This window comes from Myceligenerans cantabricum (assembly GCF_054777735.1).
Genome location: NZ_BAAHAJ010000011.1, coordinates 151,891 through 178,093, shown reverse-complemented (window position 1 = coordinate 178,093; position 26,203 = coordinate 151,891). Strand labels below are relative to the sequence as shown.

Sequence of the window (26,203 nt, the reverse complement as noted above, 5' to 3'; positions counted from 1 at the left end):
CGACGGGTGTGGCGGTCAGACCAGGTCCCGCACCGCCGCGTACTGTGCGCGGACCAGGGGCTGCGGGTCGGCGTCCAGGGTCACGGAGACTGTCGTCGACCAGGCGGGGGGAGCCGGGCGGGGGAGCGTGCCCGCGCTGCCCGCCGTCGTGCCCGTGGCCAGGACCCACGCCGCCTGTCGGGCGGCGCCGTCGGCGACGTACTCGCCAGGCTCCGGGACGGCGATCGGCAGGCCGAAGACCTGCGGCGCGATCTGCTGCACGGCGGGCGACTGGGCCGCGCCGCCGATCAGCATGACCCGCTCCACCGGCACGCCCTGCGCCTTCAGGGCGTCGAGTCCGTCCGCGAGACCGCACAGCATGCCCTCGATGTACGCGCGTGCGAGGTGCGGGCGGGTCGACGTCGCGAGGCGGATGCCGTGCAGCGTCCCGGTGGCGTCGGGGCGGTTGGGGGTCCGCTCGCCCTCGAGGTAGGGGACCAGGACCAGGCCGTCGGAGCCTGCGGGTGCCTCCAGCGCGAGGGAGGCAAGCTCGTCGAAGTCGACGTCGAGCACGTCGCGGGCGGCGTCGAGCACGCGCGCCGCGTTCAGCGTGACCGCGAGCATCAGGGCGTTCCCGGTGGCGTCGGCGAAGCCGTTGATGGCGCCGGACCCGTCGGCGGTGCGCCGCGGCGCCACCGCGGAGACGACCCCGGACGTGCCGATCGAGATCGCGACGTCGCCCGGCGTCATGCCGACCCCCAGGGAGGCACCCGCGTTGTCGCCGGCACCCGGGCCGACGAGGGCCCCGCCGTCGACGCCGGATCCGGCGACCGACGGGTGCGCGACGCCGCCCGCCTCGGCAGGGCCGAGCACCCGGGGCAGGATCACGTCGTCGCGACCGAGCGCCATGCGCAGCAGGTCGGGACGGTACTCGCCGGCGCCGCCGTCGCCCTGCGCGTCGTAGTAGCCGGTGCCGGAGGCGTCCGAGCGGTCCGTGCACAGGGCCCCGAGGTCCGGGCCGAGCGGCGCGCTCGGGTCGTCCGCCGGGCCGTAGCCGGCGATGCGCCAGGACAGCCAGTCGTGGGGGAGCGCGACGGCGGCGACCCGGGCGGCGTTGTCCGGCTCGGCGTCGTGCAGCCAGCGGAGCTTGGTCACGGTGAGGGACGCGACGAGCACGGAGCCGATCGCGTCCGCCCACGCCTGGGCGCCGGTCTCCCGGTCGCCGTCGCCGAGCTCGGTGACGAGGGTCTCCGCGGCGGCCGCGGAGCGGGTGTCGTTCCACAGGAGGGCGTCGCGGATCACGCGGCCCTCGCCGTCGAGCACGACCATGCCGTGCTGCTGCCCGCCGACGGCGATCGCGGCGACGTCGTCGAGGCCGCCGGCGGCCAGGGCCGCCTCGGTGAACGCGGTCCACCAGTGATCGGGGTGGATCTCGGTCCCGTCGGGGTGCTTGGCGGACCCGGACCGGACCAGCTCGCCGGTCTCGGCGTCGCGAACGACGATCTTGCAGGACTGCGTGGACGTGTCCACGCCGGCGACGAGGGGCATCGGTGCTCCTGAGGATGGTGGGAGGCGGGAGGGGCGGAACGGGGCCACCGGCCTGGTCGGTCAGGGGTCGACCGACCAGGCCGGTGGTGGGGCTGGTGCGGGCTGCGGCAGGCGGCCGGTCAGCCTGTCAGGTGCTTCAGCCGATCAGGTGCCGGAGCGCAAGCTGGTGCAGCTTGACCAGGCCGTAGTCGCGCTCCGCCAGGGCGTCGACATCGTACTTCTCGTCGTTCGCGACGAACTGCTCGACGGTCTCGCCCGCGGCCAGCGTCGGCTCGCCGAGCTCGAAGATGCCGGCGTGCTCGAACGCGGCCTGGACCTCCGGGTCGGCCCGGTACGCCGAGGCCTTCGCCGCGAGCATGTCGTAGGTGGCCATGTTCGCCTTGGCCGACTCCCACACGCCGTCCAGGTACTCGGTGCGCGACGGCTTGTAGTCGAAGTGGCGCGGGCCCTCGTACCGCGGCCCGCCGTTCGGGAAGCCGTTCTCCAGCAGGTCCACGGTGAAGAACGCCGAGAGCAGGTCGCCGTGGCCGAACACCAGGTCCTGGTCGTACCGGGGGCCGTGCTGGCCGTTCAGGTCGATGTGGAACAGCTTGCCGCAGTACAGCGCGAGCGCGAGGCCGTGCGTGTAGTTGAGGCCCGCCATCTGCTCGTGGCCGGTCTCCGGGTTGATGCCCACGATGTCGCCGTTGTCGAGCGTGTCGATGAGCGCGATGGCGTGCCCGATGGTCGGCACGAAGATGTCGCCGCGCGGCTCGTTCGGCTTCGGCTCCAGGGCGATCTTCAGGTCGTAGCCCTGGGACTTGATGTAGGCGCCGACGGTGTCGATGCCCTCCGCGTAGCGTGCGTGTGCCGAGACCAGGTCCTTGGAGTTGTCGTACTCGGTGCCCTCGCGGCCGCCCCACATGACGAAGGTGGAGGCGCCCAGCTCGGCGGCGAGGTCGACGTTCCGGAGCACCTTGCGCAGGCCGAAGCGGCGCACCTGGCGGTTGTTCGAGGTGAAGGCGCCGTCCTTGAAGACGGGGTGCGTGAAGGTGTTCGTGGTGACCATCTCGCAGACCATGCCGGTCTCGGCGGCCGCCTTCCGCACCGAGTCGATGTGGGACTGCCGGGCCGCGGCGTCGGCGTCGAACGGGAAGACGTCGTTGTCGTGGAACGTGAAGCCCCACGCGCCGAGGTCGGCGAGCTTGCGGATGGACTCGCCGGGGTCGAGCTCGGGGCGGGTCGCCGCGCCGAACGGGTCCTGAGCATTCCAGCCGATGGTCCACAGGCCGAAGGAGTACTTGATGTCGCTCACGTGGGTCTCCTCGTCGAGTCGGCCCGCGGAACGCCGTGATGCTGAGCCCTCGCGGCGTCGCGAGCCTTATTTGTTGTACGGATGAACTATCCCCCGAGGTTCCGCTACAGTCAAGGCGTGACGACGACGGTGGCGTCCCGCCAGTACACCCTGCGTGAACGCAACCTCGGCCTCGTCGCGCGCGCGGTCTTCGCGGCGCTGGAGCCGCCCTCTCGCGCGGACGTCGCCTCCGCCACCGGCCTCACGCGCGCGACCGTGTCCACCCTGATCGACCAGCTGATCGGCGCGCGGCTCGTGCACGAGCTGCCCGCCGTCGCCGACGGCCGGGCCGGGCGGCCCGCCGTCCCGCTCGTGCCCGCCGGGCGCTCGATCGTCGGTCTCGGGCTCGAGGTGAACGTCGACTACCTCGGCGCGCGCCTCGTCGACCTCACCGGCGCGATCATCGCGGAGCGGGTGGTCCCGGGTGCCTTCCACGACAGCGACCCCGCCGAGGTGCTCGGCGCTCTCGGCCGGATCGCGCGCGACCTCGCCGACGCCGCGCACGACGACGGCATGCGGCTCGCAGGCGCCCGACTCGCCCTGCCCGGCCTGGTCGACAGCCGTGCCGGGATGCTCGACGTCGCCCCCAACCTCGGCTGGTCCTCCGTCGAGCCGGTGCCGCTGCTCCGGCTCCCCGGAGTGGCGGTCGAGGTCGCCAACGAGGCGAAGCTGGCCGCGCTGGCCGAGCTCGGCGGACCGGGCGCGGGGGGCGTCGACACGGGTGCCACGGACGCCGACCGAGCTGCCGCCGACGCCGGCACGGGCGACGCAGACGCCGACGCCGACAGGGCCGGCGCAGACGCGGCCGGTGCGGGCGCGGCCGGTGCGGGCGCGGCCGGTGCGGGCGCGGCCGGTGCGGGCGCGGCGTGGGCCGCGCCCGAGGCCACCGCCAGGGGCGCGGGTGTCGTGTCCGACGTCCCCGAGTCGTTCCTCTACGTCTCCGGCGACGTCGGGATCGGCGCGGCGATCGTCGTCGGCCGCGAGCTGTTCCTCGGCGAGCGCGGGTGGAACGGCGAGGTGGGGCACGTCGTCGTCGACCCCGCGGGGCCGCGCTGCTCCTGCGGGGCGCACGGCTGTCTCGAACAGTTCGCCGGCAAGGAGGCGCTGTCCGCCGCCGCCGGCCTCGCGGCGGACGCGCCGCTCGCCGCGCTCCTCGCCCTCCTCGGGCAGGAGTGCCCGCAGACGGCGACGCCAGGGCCCGCGCACGCCGGGGCGGCGTCGCTCCCACCGGGCCGGGCCCCGGCCGCGGACCTCCCCGCCCACGCCGCTCTGCGACGCGCGGGGCGGGCTCTGGGCGCGGCTCTCGCGGACTTCGTGAACCTGGTCGACGTGCACACCGTGGTGCTCGGCGGGATCTACACGGACCTCCTGCCGTGGCTCCGGCCCGAGGTCGAGGCGGTGCTCGCGGAGCGGGTGCTGGCTGCGCCGTTCGTCGACCTGGAGGTCCGTGCGGCCCGGGCCGGTACGCAGGCGGCCCTCACGGGAGGCGCGCGGGAGGTGCTGCGGGGAGTCCTGGCAGCACCGGCGGCGTGGCTGTGACCCGCCGTGCCGGCCGGCTCCGGACATGCGGACGCCCCTCCGGCAGGGGGTCCGAAGGGGCGTCACGATCGGGCCGTAGCCCGATGGGGTATGACGGTGCGCACCGCGCAGGGGGCGGGCGATGCGCACCGTCTGCCCAGAAGTCTGCACCGGATCCCGGCGTGCGTCAACACAACATTGGACGATCGTCCATGTTCTCTGGTTCCGATAGGGCAGCGGGGTGGGAAACGTGGGCTGTGACCTGCGACAGCGCAACGCTGGACGGCGCCTGGCCGACCACTGAGGAGGAAAACAACTATGCGTCCCCAACGCCTCCTCCTTAGAATCACCGACTCGTGAGCAAGTTCGTCGAAGTGGTGTTCCCAGAACGTATGGGACGTTCGTTCAGGTGGCTGACAGGTTCTTCCTGGGTGAGCAACATCGGGGACGGGATCGCCATGGCCGCCGGGCCGCTCCTCGTCGCCTCCCAGACGAGCTCACCGTTCCTCGTCGCCCTCGCGGCACTGCTCAACAAGCTGCCGTGGCTGCTGTTCGGGCTGTGGGCCGGAGCCGTCGCGGACCGGGTGGACCGCCGTCGCCTGGTGATCGTCGCCGACGCGCTGCGGGTGCTCGTCATCGCCGCCCTGGGCGCCTTCATCGTGACCGGGGCGGTGAACATCACCGTCGTCCTGGCGGCCATGCTCGCCCTGGGCGTCGCCGAGGTGTTCGCCGACACCACCAGCCAGACGCTCCTGCCCATGGTCGTGCCCAGGAAGGACCTGGCGATCGGCCACGCGCGGCTGCAGGCGGGATTCCTCACGGCGAACCAGCTCGCGGGACCGCCGATCGGCGCCTTCCTGTTCGCCGCCGGCATGGTGTGGCCGTTCCTCGCCCAGGCGATCATGGTCTCCCTCGCGATCGTGCTGATCGCCAAGGTCGTGACGCCCTCCGGCTCGCCCCGCGGCGACGTCGGGACATACCTCCGGCACGACATCGCCGAAGGGCTGCGCTGGGCCTGGCACGCCCCCGCCGTGCGCACGCTGATGCTCACGATCCTCACGTTCAACGTCACGTACGCCATGCCCATCGGCGTCCTGGTGCTCTACGCGACGGAGCACCTCGGGATGAGCCACCTGGAGTTCGGCCTGCTGACGACCGCGATGGCGCTCGGCGGCCTGCTCAGCACCGCCGTGTTCGACACGGTGCAGCGCCGGTTCGCGTTCGCCACGATCATGCGGGTGGTGCTGAGCTGCGAGGTCCTCTGGCACCTGGTGCTGGCGATCAACACCACGGAGTGGGGCGCGTTCGCCGCCATGTTCGCGTTCGGCGTCTACTCGTTCATGTGGGGCGCCATCTCGAACGCCGTCCGGCAGCGGGCCACGCCGATCGAGCTGCAGGGCCGGGTGGGCTCGCTCAACATGGTGGCCGTCTTCGGCGGGATCCTGCTCGGCAACGCCCTGGGCGGGGTCATCGCCGAGCAGTGGGGCCTGACGGCGCCCTTCTGGTTCGGGTTCGTGGGAGCCGGGATCACGCTCGCCCTGATCTGGCGCGCCCTCGGGCACATCGCCCACGCGGAGGCGGACTGAGCCGCCCCCGGGTCAGGTCAGGTGCGCACGACCGGGATCGAGCCCGTCGCCTCGAAGTCCCTGAGCCGCTTGCGGACCGTCGACTCGCTCACCTTCATCTCCTCGGCGATGGACTTCACCGTCGAGCCCTGCGCGAACAGGTCGATGATCCGGTTGACCGCGGTCCCGTCGAGCCGCATGCCCGGCTGGCGCTCCGGTGGTGCGGCGTTCCGGCCGCGTCGCCGGGTCTCCTGCTGGGCACGTCCCGACTCCTGCTGAGACTGCGAGGGCTGCGCCGGCGCCGCCGTCGGGGCGGAGGACCGCACCTCGGTGCGCCGTTCCTCGCGTGCCGCGGGACGACGGCGGTCGACGGCCTCGGCCGCGGCAGCCGCGACGGTCGCGATCGGGATCGACCCGGTCGGCGGGCGCACCGGAGGCGGGTCGCTCGGCGACGGCGCGCCGATGGGTCGCACCCCGGCGGCGTGCGGAGCGGCACCGGTCAGCGCTGCCACGGCGGCTGCCGCACCCGCGCCCGGCGGCCGGCGCCGCTCGTGGACCGACGCAGGCTCCTGGACCTGTCCGTCGACCGCCGAGGGGCCGTGCGATGGTGTCCAGGCGCTCTCGATCGCGCGACCACCGCGGGCGTCGGCGGGCGCGAGCCGGGTCGCGCCCGGTGCGAGCTCGGCGGCGACGGCGTCCGCCGCGCGCCGCTCGTACTCGGGCACGGTGGGAGCGGTCTCGGCCAGCTGGGCCCCGGCGAGCCGCCGGCGGTCGTCGGCGTGCAGGCGGGCGACGTCGGCCGTGCCGTCACCGACCGCGGCCAGCGCCTCGCACCAGGCCGCGACCTGGGCACGCATCTCCGTGGGCGGGACGGTCCGCAGCGCGACGGACCGGGCCTGGCGTCGTGCTCCCTCGGCGCGGACCAGCCGACGGCGGGAGGACCGCGACCCGTCGAGGAGGCTCTGGGCGCGGAACAGGTCCTCCGTGGTGAGGAACAGGGCATGCATCCGCCGGGCCTGGCGCAGGCCGGACCAGGACATGCCGGTGGCGAGGTGCCGGTCCCCGATCAGCGCGAGGTGCCACATCAGGGCGGCCAGCAGCGGCACCAGGAAGCGGAAGATGGCGGCACCCAGCGGGTGCTCGATGAAGATCTCGTGCCATGCGGCGAACGCCCCCGATGCGGAGGAGAGCGCCCAGGTCAGGCTGAGCAGCGTGCCGCCGGGACGGTTGTCCTTGGCGGCCTCGCGGGCCAGGAGCGCGACCGTGACGAGGGACAGCTCGAAGACGCCGGCGGTCGCATAGGCGGTGCCGGCGTTCATCGCCAGGACGTCCATGCCGAAGGCGACCATCGCCAGATAGGCGGAGCCGGTGGAGATGAGTGCGACGGATACGGCGGCGGTCAGCACCAGTCCGCGGGAGCGGAGCTGCTGCGGTGTCGGGGGCACGGGGCTCTCCTTGAGGCGCTGGGGGCAGGCGGGTACACGTAGGGGCAGGCAGAAAGATATCGGACGTGTGTGACATTCCGTTTTCGCGCGGGCCCGGTGACGCGTCCTCCGGCACAATGAACCTCGGACGGAGGTGACGGGGGATGAGCTCATCCGGAGAACCGCAGCCCGACCAGGGCACCGACGCGTTCGGCGCGCTCGGCACGGCACCGCCCGGCACGTTGCGGCCGGGCGGGATCGCGGCGCTCGTCGTGGGCGTGCTGGTGGTGCTCGCGCTGGCCGTGCTGGGTGCGATCACGGTGCTCCGCGACGACCCGGGCGCGCGCATGGCGGCCGAGGCGGCCCCGGCGAGCCGGTCACCGAGCCCGACGCCCCGGTCACCGAGCCCGACGTCGTCCCCGACGCCGAGCCCCACTCCGGCGACGTTCGACCTGGCCGCCCTCGAGGTGCCGACCATCGAGTCGGTCCTGCCCGGGATGCCGCGCTCGAAGGTGGCCACCCTCGACGACCTCCCCGGCGTGGTGGCCGTGCCCCGGAACGAGCGCACGCCGGTCTGGGCGAAGCCGGACGTGTCGAAGGAGCCACGGCTCGCGCTCGGCGCGAACCAGTACGACACCGCCGCCCGCTGGCTCGTGCTCGAGACCGACGACGAGTGGGCCAAGGTGCTCCTGCCGTACGGCCGCGGAGGGCTCCCGTCCACCGACCCGGGATCCGTGAACGGCACGGCCGGGTGGGTACGGAAGGAAGCCGTGCGGCTCGAGAAGGAGGGCCGGTCGATCGTCGTCGATCTCTCGGACCGTACGGTGGTCGTCACCACCGACGGCGGGCAGACCACGGTCCCCGCCGGCGTCGGGGCCCCGAGCACGCCGACACCCCAGGGCGTCGGGCAGGTCATGACGGTGACCATGGCCTCGAACACGGGGCTGAGCCTGTTCCTGTCGGTGCAGTCGGAGTCGCTCGACACGTTCGCGGGCGTGAACTACGCCGCCACCGCGCTGCACGTGGGTGTCGGGCAGGGCCAGGAGGTCAGCAACGGCTGCGTGCGGCTCACGCCGGAGGGCTTCGAGGCGGTCAAGGACCTCCCGGCGGGTGTGCCGGTCCTCGTCCAGGCCTGAGAAACATGGCCCCACCCAGAGGCCACGGCACGTTAGGCTGTGTGCCCGAGCGCCTGTAGCTCAGTGGATAGAGCACCGCTCTCCTAAAGCGGGTGTCGTTGGTTCGAATCCAATCAGGCGCACCAGCAGAATAGGCCCCTTACCTGCGACAACGCCGGTAAGGGGCCTTGCTTGCTTCTAGGGCATGCCCCCTCCGTGCCTTCCACGGACTCGGGGCTCGACCATAAACACCACCTACGAGTGCGGCGAGGATGCCTGCACCACCGAAGCGGCGCCAGGTTCGACGCTGTGTGCCGCCCACACGGCAGCGTACGACGCGTCGAGGGCCGACCCGATGGACGCCAGCGTTGCGAGCCCGGCTCGCAATGTGACCCGCTCCACGAAGCCTGGGGCTCGCGTGCGTTCCGTCACCACAGGTGTCCTTGCGATCCTCCTCGGGCACGAGCACGACGGGTATACGTACGACGGAGGGGCCGCCACGCCCCGCTACACCGCCCGTGTCCAGTACACCGCCGCTTCCGGGGCCGTACGGGAGAGAACGCCCGCTACGGCTCGCTCCGGCTCGATGAGGATGCGTAGGCGCGTTCCTCACCTCCTCCGATGGCGACCGGTGCGAACCAGTCGCGCCCACAGCAAAGGGCCAGGTCAGAATGTATTTCTGACCTGGCCCGCTGCCGCGTGCACCATATGTGCACCGTCGTCGACTGTCAGCGGACCGTGTGGATCGGGATGGCGAGGCGGTCGCGTACCTCGCCAATGTCTACACGGATGAGCCGTCCAATCCGGTAGCCGGCGATCGTCCCGTCGGCGATCCGACGGCGGATGGTCTTGACCGAGACGCCGAAGGTGTCTGCGGCTTCGCTCAACGACACCATCTGGATGTGGTTCTTCAAGGTCGTGGGGGACATGGGCGGGCTCCCTCCCGTAGGGGTCGGTGACAACCCCCACGGTCCAGGCGAAGCCGCGAGTGGCCATCTCGCAGCGACCTCGCCCGACCAACAGCGCACGCACCGCCGTATCCTTCGATGCGGTCACGCCGGTGTGACACACCGGTACCAGCGCATGGATGTCCATCAATCGGGGGTCAACAAGTCAAGTGTTTGTTGCATCCGGGCCTTCCGCCGTCCTGACGCCCTTCGGCCGAATGCGTAGATGAACGCCCACTGTGGGCCGCTGTAGTCGACCTCGGCGTAGCCCAGCTTCTGCGCGAGCCCATGTCCGATTGCGTATGCTCCTGTTGCGAGCCCGAGCGCTCCGTAGATTGACAATTCACTGGCTACGGCTTCAGCTGTCCCGATGCCCGTCCCAAATGAACCAACCAATGAGTGATGTGTTGCGAAAATGTCACTCCAATTATCGTGGAGCCTTCCACTGTCGAACTCGCTCCGAAGTCTGGCTATAACTTCGCCCCGAACACTCTTCGCGTCAGTACGATTTAGGGATTCGCAAACGACCTCCATCCATCTGGCGAGTTGTTCTTGGCCTCCGCTCCGCATGAACGTGCTAAGCTTTGTCGCTCCGGATGTTTCAAGATGTTCAAGCACCTTGAGCACTTCAGCTGTAAGGTCGCTAAACGCTTCTGGATTTAGGTCATCCACTGGTTGGGTCGGGGGAAACTGCGTATCGGACGATATCCGAACAGATTCTAGGAGTTGATGAAAGCGCGCTTCTCTTGGTGTGAGCAGGAACGGGGTTCGCGTCCCTGATAGAGCAATTGCAGCGTCGTGATTATACGCATCTCGTACAACGCGCCTCACGACGGATGTGGCGTCCTCGGCCGCAGCTAGAGCCTTTTCTGTAACGCCCGGAGGGAAGTGAGACGTGGCGCCAGGTGCAGTGATTGCGGAGTAGATTTGATCCGTCAGGATCGGGTTCTTCTCAAGGTGTCGGTCTGCCCAGGCCGAGCCTTGCTCGTTCTCGGCGAGTGCGACCCTACGTCCGTGGACGGGTAGCAACTGATCATTCGTGGCAATAGATTTGAGGGCTTCGTCGATCTCTGGCACCCATCGAGCGCCAGCCCATCGGTGGTTGTTCCGAAACGGTCGGCTGAGAATCCAGTCTTCCCGCCCGATGACCCTGATTGCCCCTGCTTCAACCAGATTGATGAACTCTCTAGGTGCCAGTCGGCAGGCTGATGACTCGATCTGAACGCTTGAAGGAGACCAAAGAACCAGCGGCGCGCTAGCAGCGAGCATCCGATGTAGATTCTCGTATCCGGCCTCGCCGTAATCACTGATGTGGCAAAAGGTTCGGAAGATGTCGCCCTCAGGGCTGTCGCTCATGACCCACTACCGGTCGCCTGACCGCGTCTCGAAGGACAGGATCTGATTCGTGTCTATCATAGGGCTGATCACTGATAGCAACGATCCACAGCGATTCGCTGCCGTCGTTCCTGACGGCGTGTGACCAATCGAGCGGCGGACGTACTGCCACTGCTCCGGGCTCATAAAACTTCCTGACATGAACAGCAGTCTCGGGGCCGGTGTCCCAATGGAGGGACCATTGATCAGTGAAGACTACGGCGATCAGTTCCCTGCGGCTGGAGTGGAAGTGGTTTCCTCGAATGCTGCCGGGGCGAACTTCGCCTATGTGAATATCCCGAGCGGGGCCGATGGCCCGGAGCAGGGAATTAAGGATAGAGAAGCTTTGCCCCCTAGCGTCGGACGAATCGTCGAGAGCCTCGATATGCATACGGTTCACAGCGCTTTTCATCTCCTTACGTCGGAGGGTTGCACCTTGTCGCGCACCCCGTGCGGGAGCAAATTAGTTTCTGAGGTCGCTGTCGAGGTGTCCGCGTCGTCAGGGCGGAACTGTCCCTCGGTCACCTCGAACCACACCGCAGCGCTCCTGCTCCGTTCGCGCCCTTTGTCAATCGCGTCGTGCCCCTTCTGGCCACAGCACTTCCACCGGGACGTTCCGTCGCCGTGCTTCGGTGACGATGTCGGCGGTTCCGCCGTAGCCGCGTGCGGGCTTCCCGTCCCAGACGGCGATGAGTTCGTCGGCGTCGTCGAGCATCCGCTCGGCGGCGGGCATGTGGGATTCGCTGGTCGAGTCGGGGTAGTCGAGGTGGACAACGTCGGTAGCGTGGGCGAGCAGGTCGTCCAGGACCGGACGGTGCTCGGCGGGGAGCGCTTCGCGGTAGTTTATCGCCGGGATGACGGCCGGAAGCCGGCCGCCGGCGTCGAGCACGGCGCGGGCGAAGAGCGTGTCCGCTCCGTCGGCGAGCGAGGAGATCCCGACCAGTTCGCTGTCGTACCGCGCAAGCACCTGGCGGAGAGCACTGTCGACGAGGGGAACGACGTCGTCGGGTAGTCCTCGGTGGCCGGTAAACGCGACGTGAGTCATGGTGCTGGAGCGTATCTACCCTGCGTATAGACCCGCCAGGGCATCGTCGAGGTCGGTGGCGGCCGTGCACCGTGTCGGGAGCCCTGACCGGAAGCGGCGTACACCGCCGATAATCCGTTCCGAGCTGAACCGCCGCCCGGTGCGAACGGCGTCGGTGGCCAGTGTGCATGCCTCGGCCAGGTGACCGGCGTCCGCCAGCGCTGCGGCGTGGCCCACCTGCGCGACGGCCCGCGCCTTGGGCGCCGTCAGTGATGGCGCGGCGAGGGCGTAGGTCTCTCGCGCACCGGCGACGTCGCCGAGCGCCCCGAGTGTTTGCGCTCCGTAGCGGGCTGCCTTGGCCGCGTCGAACCGGAACATCCATGGCCACTGTGCCTGTTCGTCGCTACTTGCGGCGAGGCGTTCGCACGTGCGCAGTTCGGCGCGGGCCGCCCGGTGCTCACCGAGCATGGCGTGGGCGACGGCGAGTTGTGCGGACAGCCACGCGTGCGCGGGTGCGGGTACGTCCGGTCCCACCTCGGTCCTGGCGTGTTCCAGCAGTGCGAGTCCGGCCCTGGCGTCACCGGCCTCGGTCGCGAATGCGCCGAGCGAGGCCCGCATGTACGCGGTCAGTAACTGATGTTCTGCGCGCTCGGCATGACCGACTGCGGTCAGGTACTGGATGCGCGCTGCACCGTGGTTGCCCTGGTCCAGGTGCAGCCACGCGCTGAATCCGGCCTGGATCGTGCAGGTTGAGCGGGGTGTCGTTATCGGCTGATCGGTGATCTGCGGTGATGGTCTCGGTGGGGCCTGTTCGGGGTGACTAATCGGGGGCTGGGTCGTAGCGTCGAGCGGTGGTGTCGTTCATTCGGGATGTGCCGACCGCTTCGGGCGCTCGGGCGGTGCAGATCGTTCACAAGCAGGGCCGGCGGGTCGTGGGGATCGATCGCATCGGGTCCGCGCACGACGACGCCGAGCTCGCGGTCTTGCGGCAGGTGGCGACCGAGTGGCTGCATCATCCCGGCCAGGGCGTCCTGGAGGTGGAGGATCCCGGGAGATCGCCGGTGGGCGGCTCCCCGCGGATGCTCGGCGCGAGGTCGCAGATCTTGTGGGACGTGCTCGAGCAGGCCTATCGGGACCTCGGGTTCGACCGGATCGGCGATGCGGTGTTCGCCAAGGTCGTGCTCGCGTGGATCATCGAGCCGACCTCGAAGGCCGACACGATCCGGGTCCTGGACGACGTCGGTGTGCCGGCCCCGGCACTGCGGACGATCTTCGATGCGCTGAAACGCTGCGGTGAGCGTGACTACCGGGCCGAGGTCGGCGCGGCCTGCGTGCAGCATGCGACCGCGCGGGCCGGCGGGCGGCTCGGTCTGGTCATGTACGACTGCACCACGCTGTGGTTCGAGGCCGAGCACGAGGACGCGCTGCGCCGGGTAGGGATGAGCAAGGAGCGGCGCGTCGATCCTCAGATCCTTGTCGGGCTGCTCGTGGACGCGGGCGGGTTCCCGCTGGCGATCCACTGCTTCGAGGGGAACAAGGCGGAGACCAAGACCCTGATCCCGGTGGTCACCGACCTACTGGCCTCGCTCGGGGCGAGCGACATGGTCGTGGTCGCCGATGCGGGCATGCTCTCGGCGGCGAACCTCAACGAGCTGGAGGACGCTGGCCTGAAGTTCATCGTCGGTTCCCGGATCACCAAGGCGCCCTACGACCTGGCCGACCACTTCGAACGGCACGGGAACTACTTCAAGGACAAGGAGATCCTGGAGTCCACCCGGGTGATGGGCGCCGGGAAGAACGCCCGGACCCGGCGGGTGGTCTACCAGTACCTGTTCGCCCGTCAGCAGCGCGACCAGCGCACCATCAACGCCCAGGTCACCCGCGCGGAGAAGGTCGCCGCCGGTGACAAGCCGCTCAAGAAGGACCGGTTCGTCAAGATGGACGACACCAGCCGGGGCGTGGACTGGGACCTCGTCCAGCGCGCCCGGGACCTGGCCGGCCTGAAGGGGTACGTCAGCAACATCGCCCCCGACGTCATGGACGGGCAGGCCATGATCAACGCCTACCACGACCTCTACCAGGTCGAACGCTCCTCCCGGATGGCCAAGAACGACCTCGCGGCCCGGCCCGTGTTCCACCACCAGCGCGACGCGATCGAGGCCCACCTCACCATCGTGTTCACCGCACTGGCCGTGGCCCGCCACCTCCAGACCGTCACCGGCGTCACGATCCGCAAGATCGTCCAGACCCTGCGACCCCTGCACACCGCCGTCATCGAGATCGCCGGCCACGAACTCACCGCCCAGCCCGACCTGACCCCCGCAGCGCGCGAGATCCTCGACCGGCTACGGGGTGACTAAACCTGCACGATCCAGGCCAGAGGAGGGTGATCCGATACCGACCACGTTCAACCGGCACGCTTCGGTGCACGCGGTGAGCGCCAAGCAATATTCGCGCCGCAACGCCGTGCAGGCCGTGCTCTTCGTGAGCAGTTTCCTTCTGTTCCTCGACGAGGAGGCTCGTAGAAGAGGACGGCCGACTCTAACTGCCTGAGTCGTCGGGGAGTACGACGACTGTCACCCCGTCGGCCGCGTCCAAGTCCTCGACGGCATGCAGCCGCGACGCATCACCGCCCACGCGCTCGAGGGCGGCCTTCCAGACCCTCGGGTGCGGGCGCAGCTCACGAACCGGCTCCGGCTCGGTCTTCTCGCTCTTCTGGACGAGACGGGTTTTCCTGGCCATCGCCCCAGCATGCATGTTGTCCGGCCGGCGCGCAGTCAGCACTTCCTGAAGGCCGTCGCGTATGACCCGCACTCCTGGCAGATGTAGGTCTTCACCGCCCCGGTGTTGAAGACCCTGAACTCTTGGCACTGGCCAGCGCACTGCTCGCTGTTACACGTCCACCACTCGGGCGTCTCTGGGTTCTTGACCATGCTTCAGCGTCTCTCCGTCGAGCCGTTCCCGCACCCGCCAAGGCACGAAAGAGCCCCAGTCCACCTTGGACTGGGGCTCTTCGTCGTCGCTACCGGGCCGCGTCTGATACCTCTGTGCGCGCCTCGCCCAACGACAGGCTCATGCCCGATGTCCTGTGCCGAGGTCACCTCTTCTTCTGTGGCCGACGCTCCACGCCCCGTCGCACCAGCGCCCGCCGGATCGAAGACGCATCCACCTCGAACCTCCGTCCGAGCTCGGCCATGGTCCAGTTCTCCGCGACATACAGTCGCTCAACCTCGACGTCTTGTTCGGGAGTGAGGGAGCAGACTGGGCGCAGGGTCACACCCTGGCGCCGCAGGTGCGCCCGTACCGTCTGCTCGTGCATGCCGAACGTATCGCCGAGTGAGCGGATCGTGGTCCCGGCTTCGTAGCGCTCCACCAGCTCAGTGATCTCTGCCGCGGACAACTTCCGGTTCTCCTTGATCTTCAGCCGGACCGCACTGCGATCCGCTCCCGTCTGCCCTATGAGTGCGTCCACAGTAGCTTCGCTCGCCTGTAGTCTCTCCAGGCCGCCCACATCATCCACGGCCTTGAGCAGGCGAAACAGGGGTCCGCTTCTGTTTGAAAGAGAGTTGCAAAAGCGTACCAAATCAGGCATTTTCAAACCTTCACTTTTGCACCCGTCTGTGTTTGAAAGCGACTCACAGAGGCGCACCATCTCCTACTCGCCGACCGTGGCGAGCGCGGACTGCACCGCCGTGAGGATCTTCCCGGGGTCGTCGTGCGGGAGGTCCTCCAGGAGGGCGTCGACGCCGGCGAGCGCGTCGGGCAGTCCCACCACGGGTGGCACGCCCTCGGCATACCGCGCGCCGTCGAGGAACGCCTCCTGGCTGGGGTTCGCCTCGGCCCATGCCGCCGCGGCCGACCGCACGGTCGGCATCGCCCCGAAGTCCTCGGCGAACGCCGTCTGCTGTGCGGTGCTGGTCAGGTGCCGGACCAGGTCGACGGCGGCGTCGTGGTCGGCGGCGTCGGCCGCGATCCCCCAGCACTCCGTGAACTGGAGGGTCCCCGGTCCGGCCGGCCCGGAGGGCAGGGGGACGACGGCGTAGTCCACGTCCGGGTAGCCGTCACGCAGCGCGGGGACCACCCGGTTGTCCTCGACGGTCATCGCCGCCGCACCCGTTCCGAGCGCCTCGCCACCCCAGTCGGCGCCGATGTCGGACGGGAACTTCGCGGAGCCGGACGTGAGGAGGTCCTTGGCGAACGCGAGCGCGCGGAAGTTCTCGGGGCTGTCCGCGCCCGGCCGCAGCGCCTCGTCGACGAGCCGGCCGCCGGACTGCGCGGCGAACGCGCCGATGCGCTGCCACTCCGGCGGGAAGGTGAGCCCGACCTGGGACCTCGTGGTGAGGCTGGCGGCCGCGTCGCGGAGTTCGCCCCACGTGGTCGGGTAGTCGCCGGGAGCGAGCCCGGCGTCGTGCCAGGCCTGCTCATCGATGATCAGGGCCAGCGTCGAGAACGACTTCGGTGCGCAGACCAGCTCGCCGTCGACGGTGAACGTGTCCACGAGGGTCGGATAGAAGTCGTCGGTGTTCCCGAGCTCGTCGCCGTAGGGCTGCAGCAGCTCGTCCGCGGCATAGCTCGCGAAGGAGTCGGTGCTCACGGCGAAGACGTCGGGCGGGCTGCCGCGCGCGAACCCCTGGGAGAGCTGCCGGGGCAGGTCGGCGGACACGCCGACGCCGGCTCCCCGCCCCGAGCCCCGGCTCCAGTCCAGCACGGCCGCGCGGACCGACCTCGTCTCGGCGGCGTCGCTCGGGCCGACGAGCACGCGGAGGTCCGCGTCATCGCCCCCGATCGCGCTGTCCAGCCCTGGGCCGCACGCGGCGGCCGAGAGCACCAGAACGCTCACCGTCGCGGCGACAGAGATGCGAATGCGAAGGATCTTTCGATCCATGATCACGGTCCCCTTCTCTGCGGAGCGGATGAAATCCGCACCATCGCCAGTGTCGGTCGGGTCCGCCTCGGGCGCATTCGATGTACCAGAACCCCCTTCCAGCCATAAATCGGACAACGGTCGGCGGGGGGGCCGGACGCCCGCCATGTCGGGCGATGCCGTGGCCGCAGGGGGTGCGACGCCGCGACGCCCGGCCGCGGCGTGGCCGCCGTGGCGCGCCGTCGCGACGGGGTCTCCGGTGTGTTGGCCGGTGTGTCGCACCGTCGCGAGCGGTCGTGGCGGTTAGTTTGCTGGAGTGAACGCTGCACGACGCCAGACCGCAGCCGCCCGGGATCTCGCGGCAGACGCCGATCTGTCCGGACAGATCACGGCTGCCCTCGCCGAGGACCTCGCGGGATCGGCCGACGAGCTCGCGGCAGCGGAGATGCGCCCGGGCGGCGGCGAGCCGGAGCCCGGCACCGACGGCCCGGAGGGCGCGACCCCGGACCTCTCCGAGGCGATCGCCGGCTGGCGCGCCGGGCTCGTCGAGCTGGCCGGGGGCTCGTCCCTGGCCGACGTCGGCCTCCTCGGCGAGGCGGTCATCGACCTGTCGGCGGCCCACCCGTCCGGTGTCGCACAGCTCTTCGCGGGCCGGCCGACCCGCCTGTCCAACCTGGTGCGCGAGGCCGGGGCGCTGCCCGCCGCCCGCCGTCGGGCACAGGCGGTGGCTGCCCGGTCCGCCGAGCACGCGCAGCGCTACGGCGTCGCGCCCACCTACCTGGCGATCGGCGTAGCGACCTGGACCGAGCACCTCGAGGAGAGGCCCGCGCCCGGCCGCGTGGGCGACGACATGGAAGCCCTCGCGCGCGTCACCGGCCGCGTCCCGGCCGGCCCGGGGACGACGGCGGTGCCCGGCGCGGCCTCGCCCGGCGGCGCGGTCCGGCCGGCGCGCGCGTTCACCGGACCTGTCTCCGTGGCGACCGTCGCCGCCGGGGCGTACCGGCCGTCGTCGGGACCGGCGCCGCGGACGCCGTCGGGTACGAGCCGCGAGCAGGGGGAGGCCCGCGTCGTGCGGGCGCCCGTGCTGCTGCGGCCCGTGACCCTGACGCCCCGCGGCGACGCCGAGGCCGACTACGACATCACCCTCGAGGCAGCCGCCGAGATCAATCCCGTGGTGGCCCGCACGCTGCGGGCGCACGGCGCGCTGATCGACCCCGCCGCCCTGGCGCAGGCGTCGTTCACCGCCGCGGGCTTCGACCCGACGGACGTCCTGGACCGGATCTCCTCGCTCGGCGGTGCGGTGCTCGAGCAGTTCCGGCTGGACCGCCGCGTCCTGGTCGGTACGTTCGTGCACCCGGGCCAGGTGCTGGTCGACGATCTCGACGAGCTCGCGCCCACGCTGGACCGGCACGAGGTCGTGGCCGCGGCCGGCGGCATCGACGAGGCCGTGACCCGGCTCGGCGCGCTCGAGCTGCCCGAGCCCCGGGTGGGCGACGCCAACCCGGCGCGCGAACGCGGCGTCGGCGACCTCGACCCGCTGCAGCGGCACGTCGTGGACGCGCTGGCCACCGGTAACCACCTGTTCGTGGACGCGCCCGTGGGATCGGACGTCGCGGGGACGCTCGCCGCCGTCGTCGCCGAGGCCAACGCGTCGGGCCGGTCCGTGCTGTACGTCCCCGGGCACCGCCGCGCCGCCGACGCGCTCACCGCGCGGCTCGAGATGCTCGGGCTGGGCGGGCTGCTGCTCGACGTCGCCCCGACACCCTCCTGGCGCAAGATCGTCTCGCACCGCCTCCTGACCGCCATCACCGACGAGGCCGACCCTGTCGACACCGACACCGACGCCCGCGTGCGGGATGCGCTGATCGGTGCCCGTTCCCAGCTCGCCGGGTACATCGACGCCCTGCACGAGATCCGCGAGCCGTGGCGGACCAGCGCCTACGACGCCCTCCAGGCGCTCGCGCGTCTCACCTCCCAGAAGCCGGCGCCGTCGACCACCGTGCGGCTGCCGTCCGACACGATCCTCGGCCTCACCGAGGAGAAGCGCGCCGGCCACGCCCGCGACCTCGCGCGGGCCGCCGAGCTGGGCGCCTTCTCGCTCAAGTCGTCCTCCTCGCCGTGGTTCGGCGCACAGATCACCACCGGCCGCGCCGCACGTGACGCGCTCACCCGCGTCAAGCGGCTGCGCGAGAAGACCCTGCCCCGCCTGCGCGAGCAGATCGAGTACGTCGTCCAGGTGACCGGCCTCGTGCCGGCCGCCAGCCTCGAGCAGTGGGCCGAACAGCTCGCGATGCTCAGCGGGATGCGCGGCACCCTCGACGTCTTCCAGCCGATGGTCTTCGAGCGGACCGTCGAGGACCTCGTCCACGCGACGGCGTCGAGCCGCTGGCGGGCCGAGCACGGCGTCGAGTCGGGCTGGCTGGAACGTCGCCGGAACCGGAAGCGCGCCCGCGAGATGGTGCGGCCCGGCATCCGTGTGCCCGCCATGCACGAGGCCCTCCTCCAGGTGCAGGAGCAGCGCGAGGTGTGGCAGGCGCAGTGCCCGCGCGGCGGCTGGCCGACCCTTCCCGAGGGATTCTCGGCCATCGAGGAGACGTACGAGGCGGTCCGGATCGACGTCGAGGCGCTCGAGCCGGCTGTCGCGGGATCGCACGCCGGTGGCGGCCTCGCCGTGCTCGACCTGGACGCCCTGCTCCAGCGCCTCGAGTCCTTGGCGGCCGACGCCGAAGCCCTGAAGAACCTTCCCGAGCGCACTGCGATCCTGCTGCGGGCGCGCGGCGCCGGGCTCGCCGGGCTCGTCGACGACCTCGCCACCCGGCGGGTCGAGAGCGCCCAGGTGGGCGCCGAGCTGGAGCTGGCCTGGTGGAGCTCCGTCTTCGAGGAGATCCTGGCATCCGAGCCGGCGCTCGCCGCGCAGGACGGCGCCGGGCTGGACGCGCTCGCGGGCCGGTTCCGCGAGCTGGACGTGCGGCACGTGGACGCGCTCCCCGGGCCCGTGCGGGCCGCGGCGCGCGCGCACCTCGGCGCGGCGATGCGCGACGAGCGCGAGGACGCCGAGGCGCTGTACACCGAGCTGATCGACGGCAAGCTGACCTCCGTGCGCGACATGGTGACGCGCCACGGCGCCGTCGCCCGCCGCCTGCGCCCCACGATGATCTCCACGCCCACGCTCGTGCCGCACCTGCTGGCGCCGGAGCGCGGTGTCGACCTCGTGGTGCTCGACGCAGTCCAGCACGTGCCCCTCGAGGTGGTCGTCCCGGCGATCGCGCGCGGACGGCAGGTGATGGTGGTGGGGGACCCGCGATCGGCGTCGGGCACGGCCGTCCGGGTGCTGTCCGACCTGCTGCCCAGGGTCTCGCTCGTCCCCGAGCCCAGCCGCCGCGACCCCGCGCTGACGGGCCTGCTCGCCGAGCACGGGTACGACGGCGTGCTGCGGCCCGCCCCCGTGCCGCGCACGGAGGCGCTGGTGCATCACTGGCTCGTCGACGGGACCGGGATGCCGGACCCGGCGTCGGGCACGGTGGAGTCGACGCGCGCCGAGGTGGAGCTCGTCGTCGAGCTTGCCATCGAGCACGCGATGACCCGGCCCGAGGAGACGTTCGGGGTCGTCACCGTGACCGCCGCGCACGCGGACCGGATCCGCGAGGCCCTGCTGGCCGAGGTTCGGACCAACCCGGCGCTCACGTCGTTCTTCTCCGGGAAGCGGCCCGAGCCCGTGGTCGTCGCCGACGTGACCGGCGTCGCCGGGCTGCAGCGCGACACGATCGTCTTCACGCTCGGGTTCGGGCGGACGCCGCACGGGCGCGTGCTGCACCGGTTCGGGGTGCTCGGCGAGGCGGGCGGGGACGGGATGCTCGTCGGCGCACTGGGCGCCACGCGCCGGCGGCTGCACGTGGTCTCCTGCTTCGGGGCCGACGACGTCGACCCGGAGCGCCTGCGCGGCCCCGGTCCGAAGCTCCTGCGCGAGGTCCTCGCGTTCGCGGCCGCGCGGAACGGGACGGCGGACGACGTCGAGCTCGGCAACGGGGTGGACGTCGCGCGTGAGCCGGACCGCCTCGTGGGGGACCTCGGCGAACGGCTCTGGAAGGCCGGGCTCGTCGTCGAGACCGACTACGGGATCGGGGACGGGGAGCGGATCCCGCTCGCCGTGGGACATCCTGACGTGCCCGGGGAGCTGTTGGTCGCCGTGCTGACCGACGACGCCGCCTACGTGGCCGAGCCCTCGATCCGCGTGCGGGACCGGCAGCTCGCGAACCGGCTGGAGCGGCTGGGGTGGGTCGTGGCGCAGGTGTGGTCGGCCGCGGCCTTCCTGGACCCGGACGCGGAGGCGGAGCGGGTGCGGCAGGTGGTGCTCGGCGTACGGGACAGCCGGGTGGGAGACGTGCAGGAGGCCGTGGGGGTTCCGCTCGTCGTGGACGAGTGACGCTCCCCGGCCCTCGCCCGTCGCGGCGGTCCGGCGGTGAGGGCACGGGGGACGGGCCCGCGTGGTGGAGAATGGTGCTGTGGGTGAGATCTCGGCTTCCGGGGAGCGCGACGGTGAGGGGCACCGTGGCGCTGACGCTGCTCGCCGTGCGGCCGGTGACGAGGACGTGCGGCCGCGCCGGAGGAGCCGGCGGGTGGTGCGACGCGGGAACGAGCGGGAGACCGTGCCCGGCGTCAGCGGCGACGAGCGGGCCGACGGGTGGGGCGAGGCCCCCGGTGACGGCGGCAACGACGAGCGCCTGCTGCGGGACGTGCCGCCGCACTGGTGAGGCGGGCCGCCGTCAGCGGCTGGCGTTCTGGGCGCGGAGGAGGTCGCGGATCTCGGTGAGCAGCTCGACGTCCTTCTCGAGGGTCTCCTCGATCTCTTCCTCGGGCTTCTTGCGCAGCGCCGACATCTTCTGGACCGGGACGACGACGAAGAAGTACACCGCGAACGCGATCAGCAGGAACATGAGCACGCCCTGGATGAGCAGGCCTACCTGGAACGTCGTCTCGCCGCCCTGCCAGTTGGGGACGTCGAAGGCGATGCTCGTGAAGTCGGGCGCGCCGACGAGCCAGCCGATCAGCGGCATGATGATCCCGTCGACCAGGCCGCTGATCACGGCCGTGAACGCGCCGCCGATGACGACGGCGACCGCGAGGTCGAGCACGTTGCCCCGGGTGATGAATTCCTTGAAACCGTTGAGCTGTTCGCGCATGTGAAGTCCTCCGTGTCGTTGTTGCCAGGGGTATGCCGGGTGCTCCGGCCCGGTGCTGTACCGTGCCGGGCGAGCCGCGGAACCGGCGCCGCACCGGTGCCCGGAGGAGATTCTGGGGGTGAATCTCGGCTCGCGCATCTTGAACCAGGCAAAGCCGATTGTTCGCCCTAGTCTGTCAACGGACGAGAACAGCCGACACAGCGCTCATTCCGGCTATCGACGATAGGTCCGGTGCGTCGCTCGGAGCGACCGCCACGAGTGTGACAGACGGTGGATCGGCCCCTCCCCCGAGCAACCCGGCGGCCCCTGCGGCGTCGGGCGGACGCTCTGCGGGGGTCGGGAGGACCAGGGCGCGCCGCGCGAGGTAGGACGTCTCGGGCACCGGGTCGCCCACGGAGGAGCCGGCCGAGCCCGCCCCGACGGCCGAGCTCGGTGCGAGGAGATCCACCCGGTCGCCGGGACGCAGGAGGGCGGCCACGCCGTCGTCGGCGAGCGTCACCGGGACCACGACCGTGCCGCGCGGCGCGGAGGCGAGGAGACCGCCCTCGGACAGGACACCCGGGTGCAGAGCCACGCCGGCGGGCAGCCCGACGACGGCGGTCAATCCCACCGCCTCGGGGGCGCCGCCCAGAGCGGCCGGTGGCGCGAGGCTCGCCGCGATGTCCCTCAGGACGACGTCGTCCCTGGTGAGCTGGGCTCCGGCAGCTATCGCACGGCTCGTGACGAGCACCGGGGACGCCGGCGGCGGCGCAGGACGCAGCGCCTGCACCGTGCTCATGGCCGCGAGCCCGCAGCAGATCGCGGCGAGCAGGACGCGGTGACGCCACACGAGACGCCGGGCGTGACGCGCGAACCGCATCGCGCCGCGCGGGCCGGGGGCGCCGCGCCGGAGGAGGTTGCCGAGAAAGGTCATGCCTCGACGCTAGGTCTGCGCTCCGCGCCGTGCCGGGCGCTCCGGCGCGGGCTGTGCACAAGAGGCCCGCACGGCCCCCTGTGGTCGGCGTCGGACCGTTGCGGCTCCGCGCGGACGTGCCCGCGGCGGGCGCGCGTCAGGAAGAGGCGGTCTTCGCGGCAGGCGTGCTGCCCGACGACGAGCCCGACCCCGCCGTGCTGCCGGACTTCGACTCGCTCGAACCCGAACCGTTCGAGCCGCCCGAGCCGGAGCCGCCCGAGCCGGAACCGTTCGACGACGAACCGCCCGACTTCGGCACGGTCGACGACGAGCTGCGCGAGTCGTTCCGGTAGAAACCTGATCCCTTGAACGAGACGCCGATCGAGCCGAACACCTTCCGTAGGCGACCGGAGCACTCCGGGCAGGCCGACAGCGCGTCGTCGGTGAACGCCTGGTGGATGTCGAAGGCGTGGTCGCACTCGGTGCACCGGTACGCGTACGTGGGCACGGGGTCTCCTCTGGCACTCAGGATTGGCGAGTGCCAATCATAACGCCGTCGGCCCGACATTCCTTCCGTGCGTGCGAACCGCGGAACGGCGGGCCGACACCGCCCGTTCGGGTTCGGGAGCGTCAGGGACAACCGGTAGTCTCACCTGCGTGTCAGCGCCTACGTCCCACGAGACCGTCACACCCGACGCGGCCGATGCCGCGGAGCCCACCCGTCGCGTGATGTCCCGCCTGCGCAAGGTGGCGATCGGGATCGCGATCGTGCTCGTGCTCGTGCTGGCTGCGGGCGCCACGTTCACCTGGGCGATCGGGCACCGAGCGCTGCCCGACACGACGGGAACGGCGCAGGTCGAGGGCCTGTCGGCGGACGTCCGGGTGCTCCGTGACGAGCAGGGCGTCCCGCACGTCTACGCCGACGACGCCGGAGACCTGTTTCGCGCGCAGGGCTACGTGCACGCGCAGGACCGCTTCTTCGAGATGGACTTCCGGCGCCACGTCACCGCGGGCCGCCTCTCCGAGCTGGTCGGCGCGAACGAGTCGGCACTCTCCGCGGACAAGCTGATCCGGACGTTCGGCTGGCGGCAGGTCGCGGAGCAGGAGCTCGCCCTCCTCAACCCCGCGACGCAGGAGTACCTGCGCGCGTACGCGGACGGTGTGAACGCCTATCTCGCGGAGCGGTCACCGTCGGAGCTCGGCGTCGAGTACACGGTGCTGGGCACGACCGTCGACCTGGAGCGCCCGGAGCCGTGGGACCCCGTGGACTCGCTCGCCTGGCTCAAGGCGATGGCCTGGGACCTGCGTTCGAACTACGACGACGAGCTCGACCGCGCCCTGGCCTACAGCACGCTGGAGGACCCGGCCCGGGTCGCGCAGCTGTTCCCCGAGTACCGCACGGCCGGCAACCAGACCATCCTCACGGAGTCGGCCGCGTCCGGGACCGGGACCGGGACGGGGACGACGGGCGCCACCACCACCGGCGGTTCGGAGACGGAGCAGACCAGCACGACCACGGCCACGACGACGTCGGCCACCGTGGAGGGCGGCGCATACCTCGACCAGGACCTGCGCGACGCCGTCGTGGCGACGCAGGAGGCGCTCGACGCCGTCCCGACGCAGATCGCGGAGGGGGAGGGGACCGGCTCGAACTCGTGGGCGGTCTCCGGCGACCACACCGAGTCCGGCCTGCCGCTGCTGGCGAACGACCCGCACCTCAGCCTGGCCGCGCCGGGCGTCTGGCACCAGGTCGGCCTGCACTGCAACGAGGTGACCGAGGCCTGCCCGTTCGACACGGCCGGCTTCGGGTTCTCCGGGTTCCCGGGCGTCATCATCGGCCACAACGCCGATCTGGCCTGGGGCCTGACCAACATGGGCGCCGACGTCACCGACTTCTTCATCGAACGTGTGCGGGGGGACACCTACAAGCGCGGCGATCAGTGGGTGGACCTGGAGACCCGGGAGGAGACCGTCCGCGTCAGCGGCGGCTCGCCCGAGGACCTCACGGTCCGCAGCACGGTCCACGGCCCGCTGATCTCCGACGTGCTCGGCGACGACAAGGCCGGCGAGTCCGACGTCGACGCGATGGTGCACTCGCCCACCGAGGAGGGCACCGAGCTCGGCGACTACGCGATCTCGCTCCAGTGGACCGCGCTCGAACCGGGCCGTACCGCCGACGCGGTCTTCGCGTTCGACACCGCGCGCGACGCCGAGGACATCCGCAAGGCGGCGGCACTGTTCGACGTCCCGGCGCAGAACGTCGTGTACGCGACCACGGACGGGCACATCGGCTACCAGGCGCCGGGCAAGATCCCGGTGCGCGCGGAGGTCCCGGGCCCCGTCGCCTCGGACGGCTCCTGGCCCCGGCCCGGCTGGGACGAGCGGTACGACTGGACCGGCTACGTGAAGCCCGAGAACATGCCGCGCGTGCAGGACCCGGGCGAGGGCTTCGTCGTGGCGGCCAACCAGGCGGTGCTGCCCAGCGACTCCGGCCCGAGCCTCTCCCGCGACTGGGACTACGGCTTCCGGTCGCAGCGCATCCGCACCCTGCTCACCGAGCAGATCGACTCGGGCCGTCAGTTCAGTGCCGACGACATGTCACAGATCCAGAACGACGACTGGAGCGCGTTCGCCGACACCCTCGTGGGAGTGCTGCTCGAGGTCGAGCTCGAGGACGGCTACGACTCGGACGGGCAGCAACTGCTGCGCGACTGGGACTTCCGGATGGAGAAGGACTCGGCCGCGGCCGCCTACTTCGCCGCCGTGTGGCGGAACCTGCTCGAGGCGACGTTCCAGGACGAGCTCCCGGCGAGCATGTGGCCCGACGGCGGGGACCGCTGGCTCGCCGTCATGCAGGGCATGCTCGACGACCCGAACAACGCCTTCTGGGACGACGCGTCCACGGTCGCCGTGCGGGAGAGCCGGGACGAGATCCTGACCCGGGCGCTCACGAGCGCCCGCCAGGACATGACCGTCGAGATCAGCAAGGACCCGGGCGACTGGTCCTGGGGCATGCTGCACCAGCTCGAGCTGGAGCACGCGACGCTGGGCGGCTCCGAGGCCCCGCTGGCCGTCAGCACCTACATGAACCCGGCGCCGTACGGCGTGGCGGGTGGCAGCTCGATCGTGAACGCGACGTCGTGGGACGCGGCGTCGGGCAGCTTCACGGTGACGTCCGGGCCGTCCATGCGGATGGTCGTGGACATGGCCGACCTGGACGCCTCGACCTGGGTGACCGTGACCGGCGTGTCCGGCCACCCGGCCTCGAAGCACTACGACGACCAGCTCGACGAGTGGGTCGACGGCGAGACCTTCTCCTGGCCCTTCACCCGCGACGCCGTCGAAGAGGCCACCGACGAAGAGCTGACGCTCATCCCCTGACCTGACCTGACCTGACCTGACCTGACCTGACGTGACCTGACGTGGCTGCCCCGTCGGGG

The 26,203-nt window shown here is 71.1% G+C and carries 21 protein-coding genes, 1 tRNA gene and 1 pseudogene; 9 read left to right on the top strand and 14 right to left on the bottom strand.

Features of this window, described 5'->3' with window-relative positions; translation table 11 throughout:
- Nucleotides 1-15: 15 nt before the first annotated feature.
- Both ACYU96_RS15420 and xylA read right to left on the bottom strand, forming a co-directional pair.
- Nucleotides 16-1,527: a xylulokinase gene (locus tag ACYU96_RS15420; RefSeq protein WP_460755292.1), complete on the bottom strand. Its 1,512-nt coding sequence runs from the start codon at nt 1,525-1,527 to the stop codon at nt 16-18.
- Between the two features lie 136 nt (nt 1,528-1,663).
- Nucleotides 1,664-2,821 (bottom strand): xylose isomerase, encoded by a 1,158-nt coding sequence (gene xylA / locus ACYU96_RS15415; RefSeq protein WP_460755290.1) that lies wholly within the window; start codon nt 2,819-2,821, stop codon nt 1,664-1,666.
- 117 nt (nt 2,822-2,938) lie between these two features.
- Between xylA and ACYU96_RS15410 the strand changes: the two genes are divergently transcribed.
- Together ACYU96_RS15410 and ACYU96_RS15405 are read left to right on the top strand one after the other, a co-directional pair.
- Nucleotides 2,939-4,399, top strand: coding sequence for an ROK family transcriptional regulator (locus tag ACYU96_RS15410; protein ID WP_460755287.1), 1,461 nt, complete (start codon nt 2,939-2,941; stop codon nt 4,397-4,399).
- A 371-nt stretch (nt 4,400-4,770) separates the two neighbouring features.
- A complete protein-coding gene (locus ACYU96_RS15405; protein WP_460755883.1) occupies nt 4,771-5,964 on the top strand; it encodes an MFS transporter in 1,194 nt (397 codons plus the stop codon).
- A 17-nt stretch (nt 5,965-5,981) separates the two neighbouring features.
- Here ACYU96_RS15405 and ACYU96_RS15400 read toward each other — a convergent pair whose 3' ends face one another.
- A complete protein-coding gene (locus tag ACYU96_RS15400; RefSeq protein ID WP_460755285.1) occupies nt 5,982-7,388 on the bottom strand; it encodes a helix-turn-helix domain-containing protein in 1,407 nt (468 codons plus the stop codon).
- 143 nt (nt 7,389-7,531) lie between these two features.
- Here ACYU96_RS15400 and ACYU96_RS15395 point away from each other — a divergent pair, with 143 nt between their 5' ends.
- Entirely contained in the window at nt 7,532-8,503 is a 972-nt protein-coding gene (locus ACYU96_RS15395) for a L,D-transpeptidase (protein ID WP_460755282.1), read from the top strand.
- A gap of 49 nt (nt 8,504-8,552) precedes the next feature.
- Nucleotides 8,553-8,628, top strand: a tRNA-Arg gene (locus ACYU96_RS15390).
- A gap of 582 nt (nt 8,629-9,210) precedes the next feature.
- Here ACYU96_RS15390 and ACYU96_RS15385 read toward each other — a convergent pair.
- The 5 genes from ACYU96_RS15385 to ACYU96_RS15365 all read right to left on the bottom strand — a co-directional run bounded on the left by ACYU96_RS15385 (nt 9,211) and on the right by ACYU96_RS15365 (nt 12,445).
- Nucleotides 9,211-9,411, bottom strand: a complete 201-nt coding sequence (locus ACYU96_RS15385; protein ID WP_460755280.1) for a helix-turn-helix domain-containing protein — start codon at nt 9,409-9,411, stop codon at nt 9,211-9,213.
- A 165-nt stretch (nt 9,412-9,576) separates the two neighbouring features.
- Nucleotides 9,577-10,785: a hypothetical protein gene (locus ACYU96_RS15380; RefSeq protein WP_460755277.1), complete on the bottom strand. Its 1,209-nt coding sequence runs from the start codon at nt 10,783-10,785 to the stop codon at nt 9,577-9,579.
- Entirely contained in the window at nt 10,769-11,194 is a 426-nt protein-coding gene (locus ACYU96_RS15375) for a polysaccharide biosynthesis C-terminal domain-containing protein (protein ID WP_460755881.1), read from the bottom strand. Before ACYU96_RS15375 ends, ACYU96_RS15380 begins: the two co-directional genes overlap by 17 nt.
- 177 nt (nt 11,195-11,371) lie before the next feature.
- Nucleotides 11,372-11,848: a hypothetical protein gene (locus tag ACYU96_RS15370; RefSeq protein ID WP_460755274.1), complete on the bottom strand. Its 477-nt coding sequence runs from the start codon at nt 11,846-11,848 to the stop codon at nt 11,372-11,374.
- 15 nt (nt 11,849-11,863) lie between these two features.
- On the bottom strand, nt 11,864-12,445 hold the full coding sequence (locus ACYU96_RS15365; RefSeq protein ID WP_460755271.1) for a hypothetical protein: 582 nt from the start codon (nt 12,443-12,445) through the stop codon (nt 11,864-11,866).
- Between the two features lie 233 nt (nt 12,446-12,678).
- On the opposite strand from ACYU96_RS15365, the gene ACYU96_RS15360 reads away from it, so the two are divergent.
- On the top strand, nt 12,679-14,187 hold the full coding sequence (locus tag ACYU96_RS15360; RefSeq protein ID WP_460755268.1) for an IS1634 family transposase: 1,509 nt from the start codon (nt 12,679-12,681) through the stop codon (nt 14,185-14,187).
- Nucleotides 14,188-14,368: 181 nt separating this feature from the next.
- Here the strand turns inward: ACYU96_RS15360 and ACYU96_RS15355 are convergent, their stop codons facing one another.
- The 3 genes from ACYU96_RS15355 to ACYU96_RS15345 all read right to left on the bottom strand — a co-directional run bounded on the left by ACYU96_RS15355 (nt 14,369) and on the right by ACYU96_RS15345 (nt 16,712).
- The gene (locus ACYU96_RS15355; RefSeq protein ID WP_460755265.1) at nt 14,369-14,569 is read right to left on the bottom strand and encodes a hypothetical protein; all 201 of its coding nucleotides are present in this window, start codon (nt 14,567-14,569) and stop codon (nt 14,369-14,371) included.
- Between the two features lie 355 nt (nt 14,570-14,924).
- Entirely contained in the window at nt 14,925-15,419 is a 495-nt protein-coding gene (locus ACYU96_RS15350) for a hypothetical protein (protein WP_460755262.1), read from the bottom strand.
- A 63-nt stretch (nt 15,420-15,482) separates the two neighbouring features.
- Complete coding sequence (locus ACYU96_RS15345; RefSeq protein WP_460755878.1) at nt 15,483-16,712, bottom strand: sugar ABC transporter substrate-binding protein; 1,230 nt, start codon at nt 16,710-16,712, stop codon at nt 15,483-15,485.
- 295 nt (nt 16,713-17,007) lie between these two features.
- Between ACYU96_RS15345 and ACYU96_RS15340 the strand changes: the two genes are divergently transcribed.
- Both ACYU96_RS15340 and ACYU96_RS15335 read left to right on the top strand, forming a co-directional pair.
- Nucleotides 17,008-21,114, top strand: coding sequence for a hypothetical protein (locus tag ACYU96_RS15340; RefSeq protein ID WP_460755258.1), 4,107 nt, complete (start codon nt 17,008-17,010; stop codon nt 21,112-21,114).
- 79 nt (nt 21,115-21,193) lie between these two features.
- Complete coding sequence (locus ACYU96_RS15335; protein WP_460755255.1) at nt 21,194-21,442, top strand: hypothetical protein; 249 nt, start codon at nt 21,194-21,196, stop codon at nt 21,440-21,442.
- 12 nt (nt 21,443-21,454) lie between these two features.
- Here the strand turns inward: ACYU96_RS15335 and mscL are convergent, their stop codons facing one another.
- Complete coding sequence (gene mscL / locus ACYU96_RS15330; RefSeq protein ID WP_460755252.1) at nt 21,455-21,871, bottom strand: large conductance mechanosensitive channel protein MscL; 417 nt, start codon at nt 21,869-21,871, stop codon at nt 21,455-21,457.
- 175 nt (nt 21,872-22,046) lie between these two features.
- The gene (locus tag ACYU96_RS15325; RefSeq protein WP_460755248.1) at nt 22,047-22,784 is read right to left on the bottom strand and encodes an SAF domain-containing protein; all 738 of its coding nucleotides are present in this window, start codon (nt 22,782-22,784) and stop codon (nt 22,047-22,049) included.
- 80 nt (nt 22,785-22,864) lie between these two features.
- On the opposite strand from ACYU96_RS15325, the gene ACYU96_RS15320 reads away from it, so the two are divergent.
- Nucleotides 22,865-23,116, top strand: coding sequence for a hypothetical protein (locus ACYU96_RS15320; protein WP_460755910.1), 252 nt, complete (start codon nt 22,865-22,867; stop codon nt 23,114-23,116).
- A 14-nt stretch (nt 23,117-23,130) separates the two neighbouring features.
- On the opposite strand, the pseudogene ACYU96_RS15315 reads toward ACYU96_RS15320, so the two are convergent.
- Nucleotides 23,131-23,331, bottom strand: a pseudogene (locus tag ACYU96_RS15315) (FmdB family zinc ribbon protein); the annotation flags it as partial.
- A gap of 89 nt (nt 23,332-23,420) precedes the next feature.
- On the opposite strand from ACYU96_RS15315, the gene ACYU96_RS15310 reads away from it, so the two are divergent.
- A complete protein-coding gene (locus ACYU96_RS15310; protein WP_460755246.1) occupies nt 23,421-26,144 on the top strand; it encodes a penicillin acylase family protein in 2,724 nt (907 codons plus the stop codon).
- The last annotated feature ends 59 nt before the right edge of the window (nt 26,145-26,203 follow it).

Coding starts and splice junctions, on each gene's coding strand:
- ACYU96_RS15420 (WP_460755292.1), bottom strand. CDS start 1,527: ATGCCCCTCGTCGCCGGCGTGGACACGTCCACGCAGTCCTGCAAGATC.
- ACYU96_RS15405 (WP_460755883.1), top strand. CDS start 4,771: ATGGGACGTTCGTTCAGGTGGCTGACAGGTTCTTCCTGGGTGAGCAAC.
- ACYU96_RS15395 (WP_460755282.1), top strand. CDS start 7,532: ATGAGCTCATCCGGAGAACCGCAGCCCGACCAGGGCACCGACGCGTTC.
- ACYU96_RS15385 (WP_460755280.1), bottom strand. CDS start 9,411: ATGTCCCCCACGACCTTGAAGAACCACATCCAGATGGTGTCGTTGAGC.
- ACYU96_RS15380 (WP_460755277.1), bottom strand. CDS start 10,785: ATGAGCGACAGCCCTGAGGGCGACATCTTCCGAACCTTTTGCCACATC.
- ACYU96_RS15375 (WP_460755881.1), bottom strand. CDS start 11,194: ATGCATATCGAGGCTCTCGACGATTCGTCCGACGCTAGGGGGCAAAGC.
- ACYU96_RS15370 (WP_460755274.1), bottom strand. CDS start 11,848: ATGACTCACGTCGCGTTTACCGGCCACCGAGGACTACCCGACGACGTC.
- ACYU96_RS15365 (WP_460755271.1), bottom strand. CDS start 12,445: ATGCGGGCCTCGCTCGGCGCATTCGCGACCGAGGCCGGTGACGCCAGG.
- ACYU96_RS15355 (WP_460755265.1), bottom strand. CDS start 14,569: ATGGCCAGGAAAACCCGTCTCGTCCAGAAGAGCGAGAAGACCGAGCCG.
- ACYU96_RS15350 (WP_460755262.1), bottom strand. CDS start 15,419: ATGCCTGATTTGGTACGCTTTTGCAACTCTCTTTCAAACAGAAGCGGA.
- ACYU96_RS15345 (WP_460755878.1), bottom strand. CDS start 16,712: ATGGATCGAAAGATCCTTCGCATTCGCATCTCTGTCGCCGCGACGGTG.
- mscL (WP_460755252.1), bottom strand. CDS start 21,871: ATGCGCGAACAGCTCAACGGTTTCAAGGAATTCATCACCCGGGGCAAC.
- ACYU96_RS15325 (WP_460755248.1), bottom strand. CDS start 22,784: ATGACCTTTCTCGGCAACCTCCTCCGGCGCGGCGCCCCCGGCCCGCGC.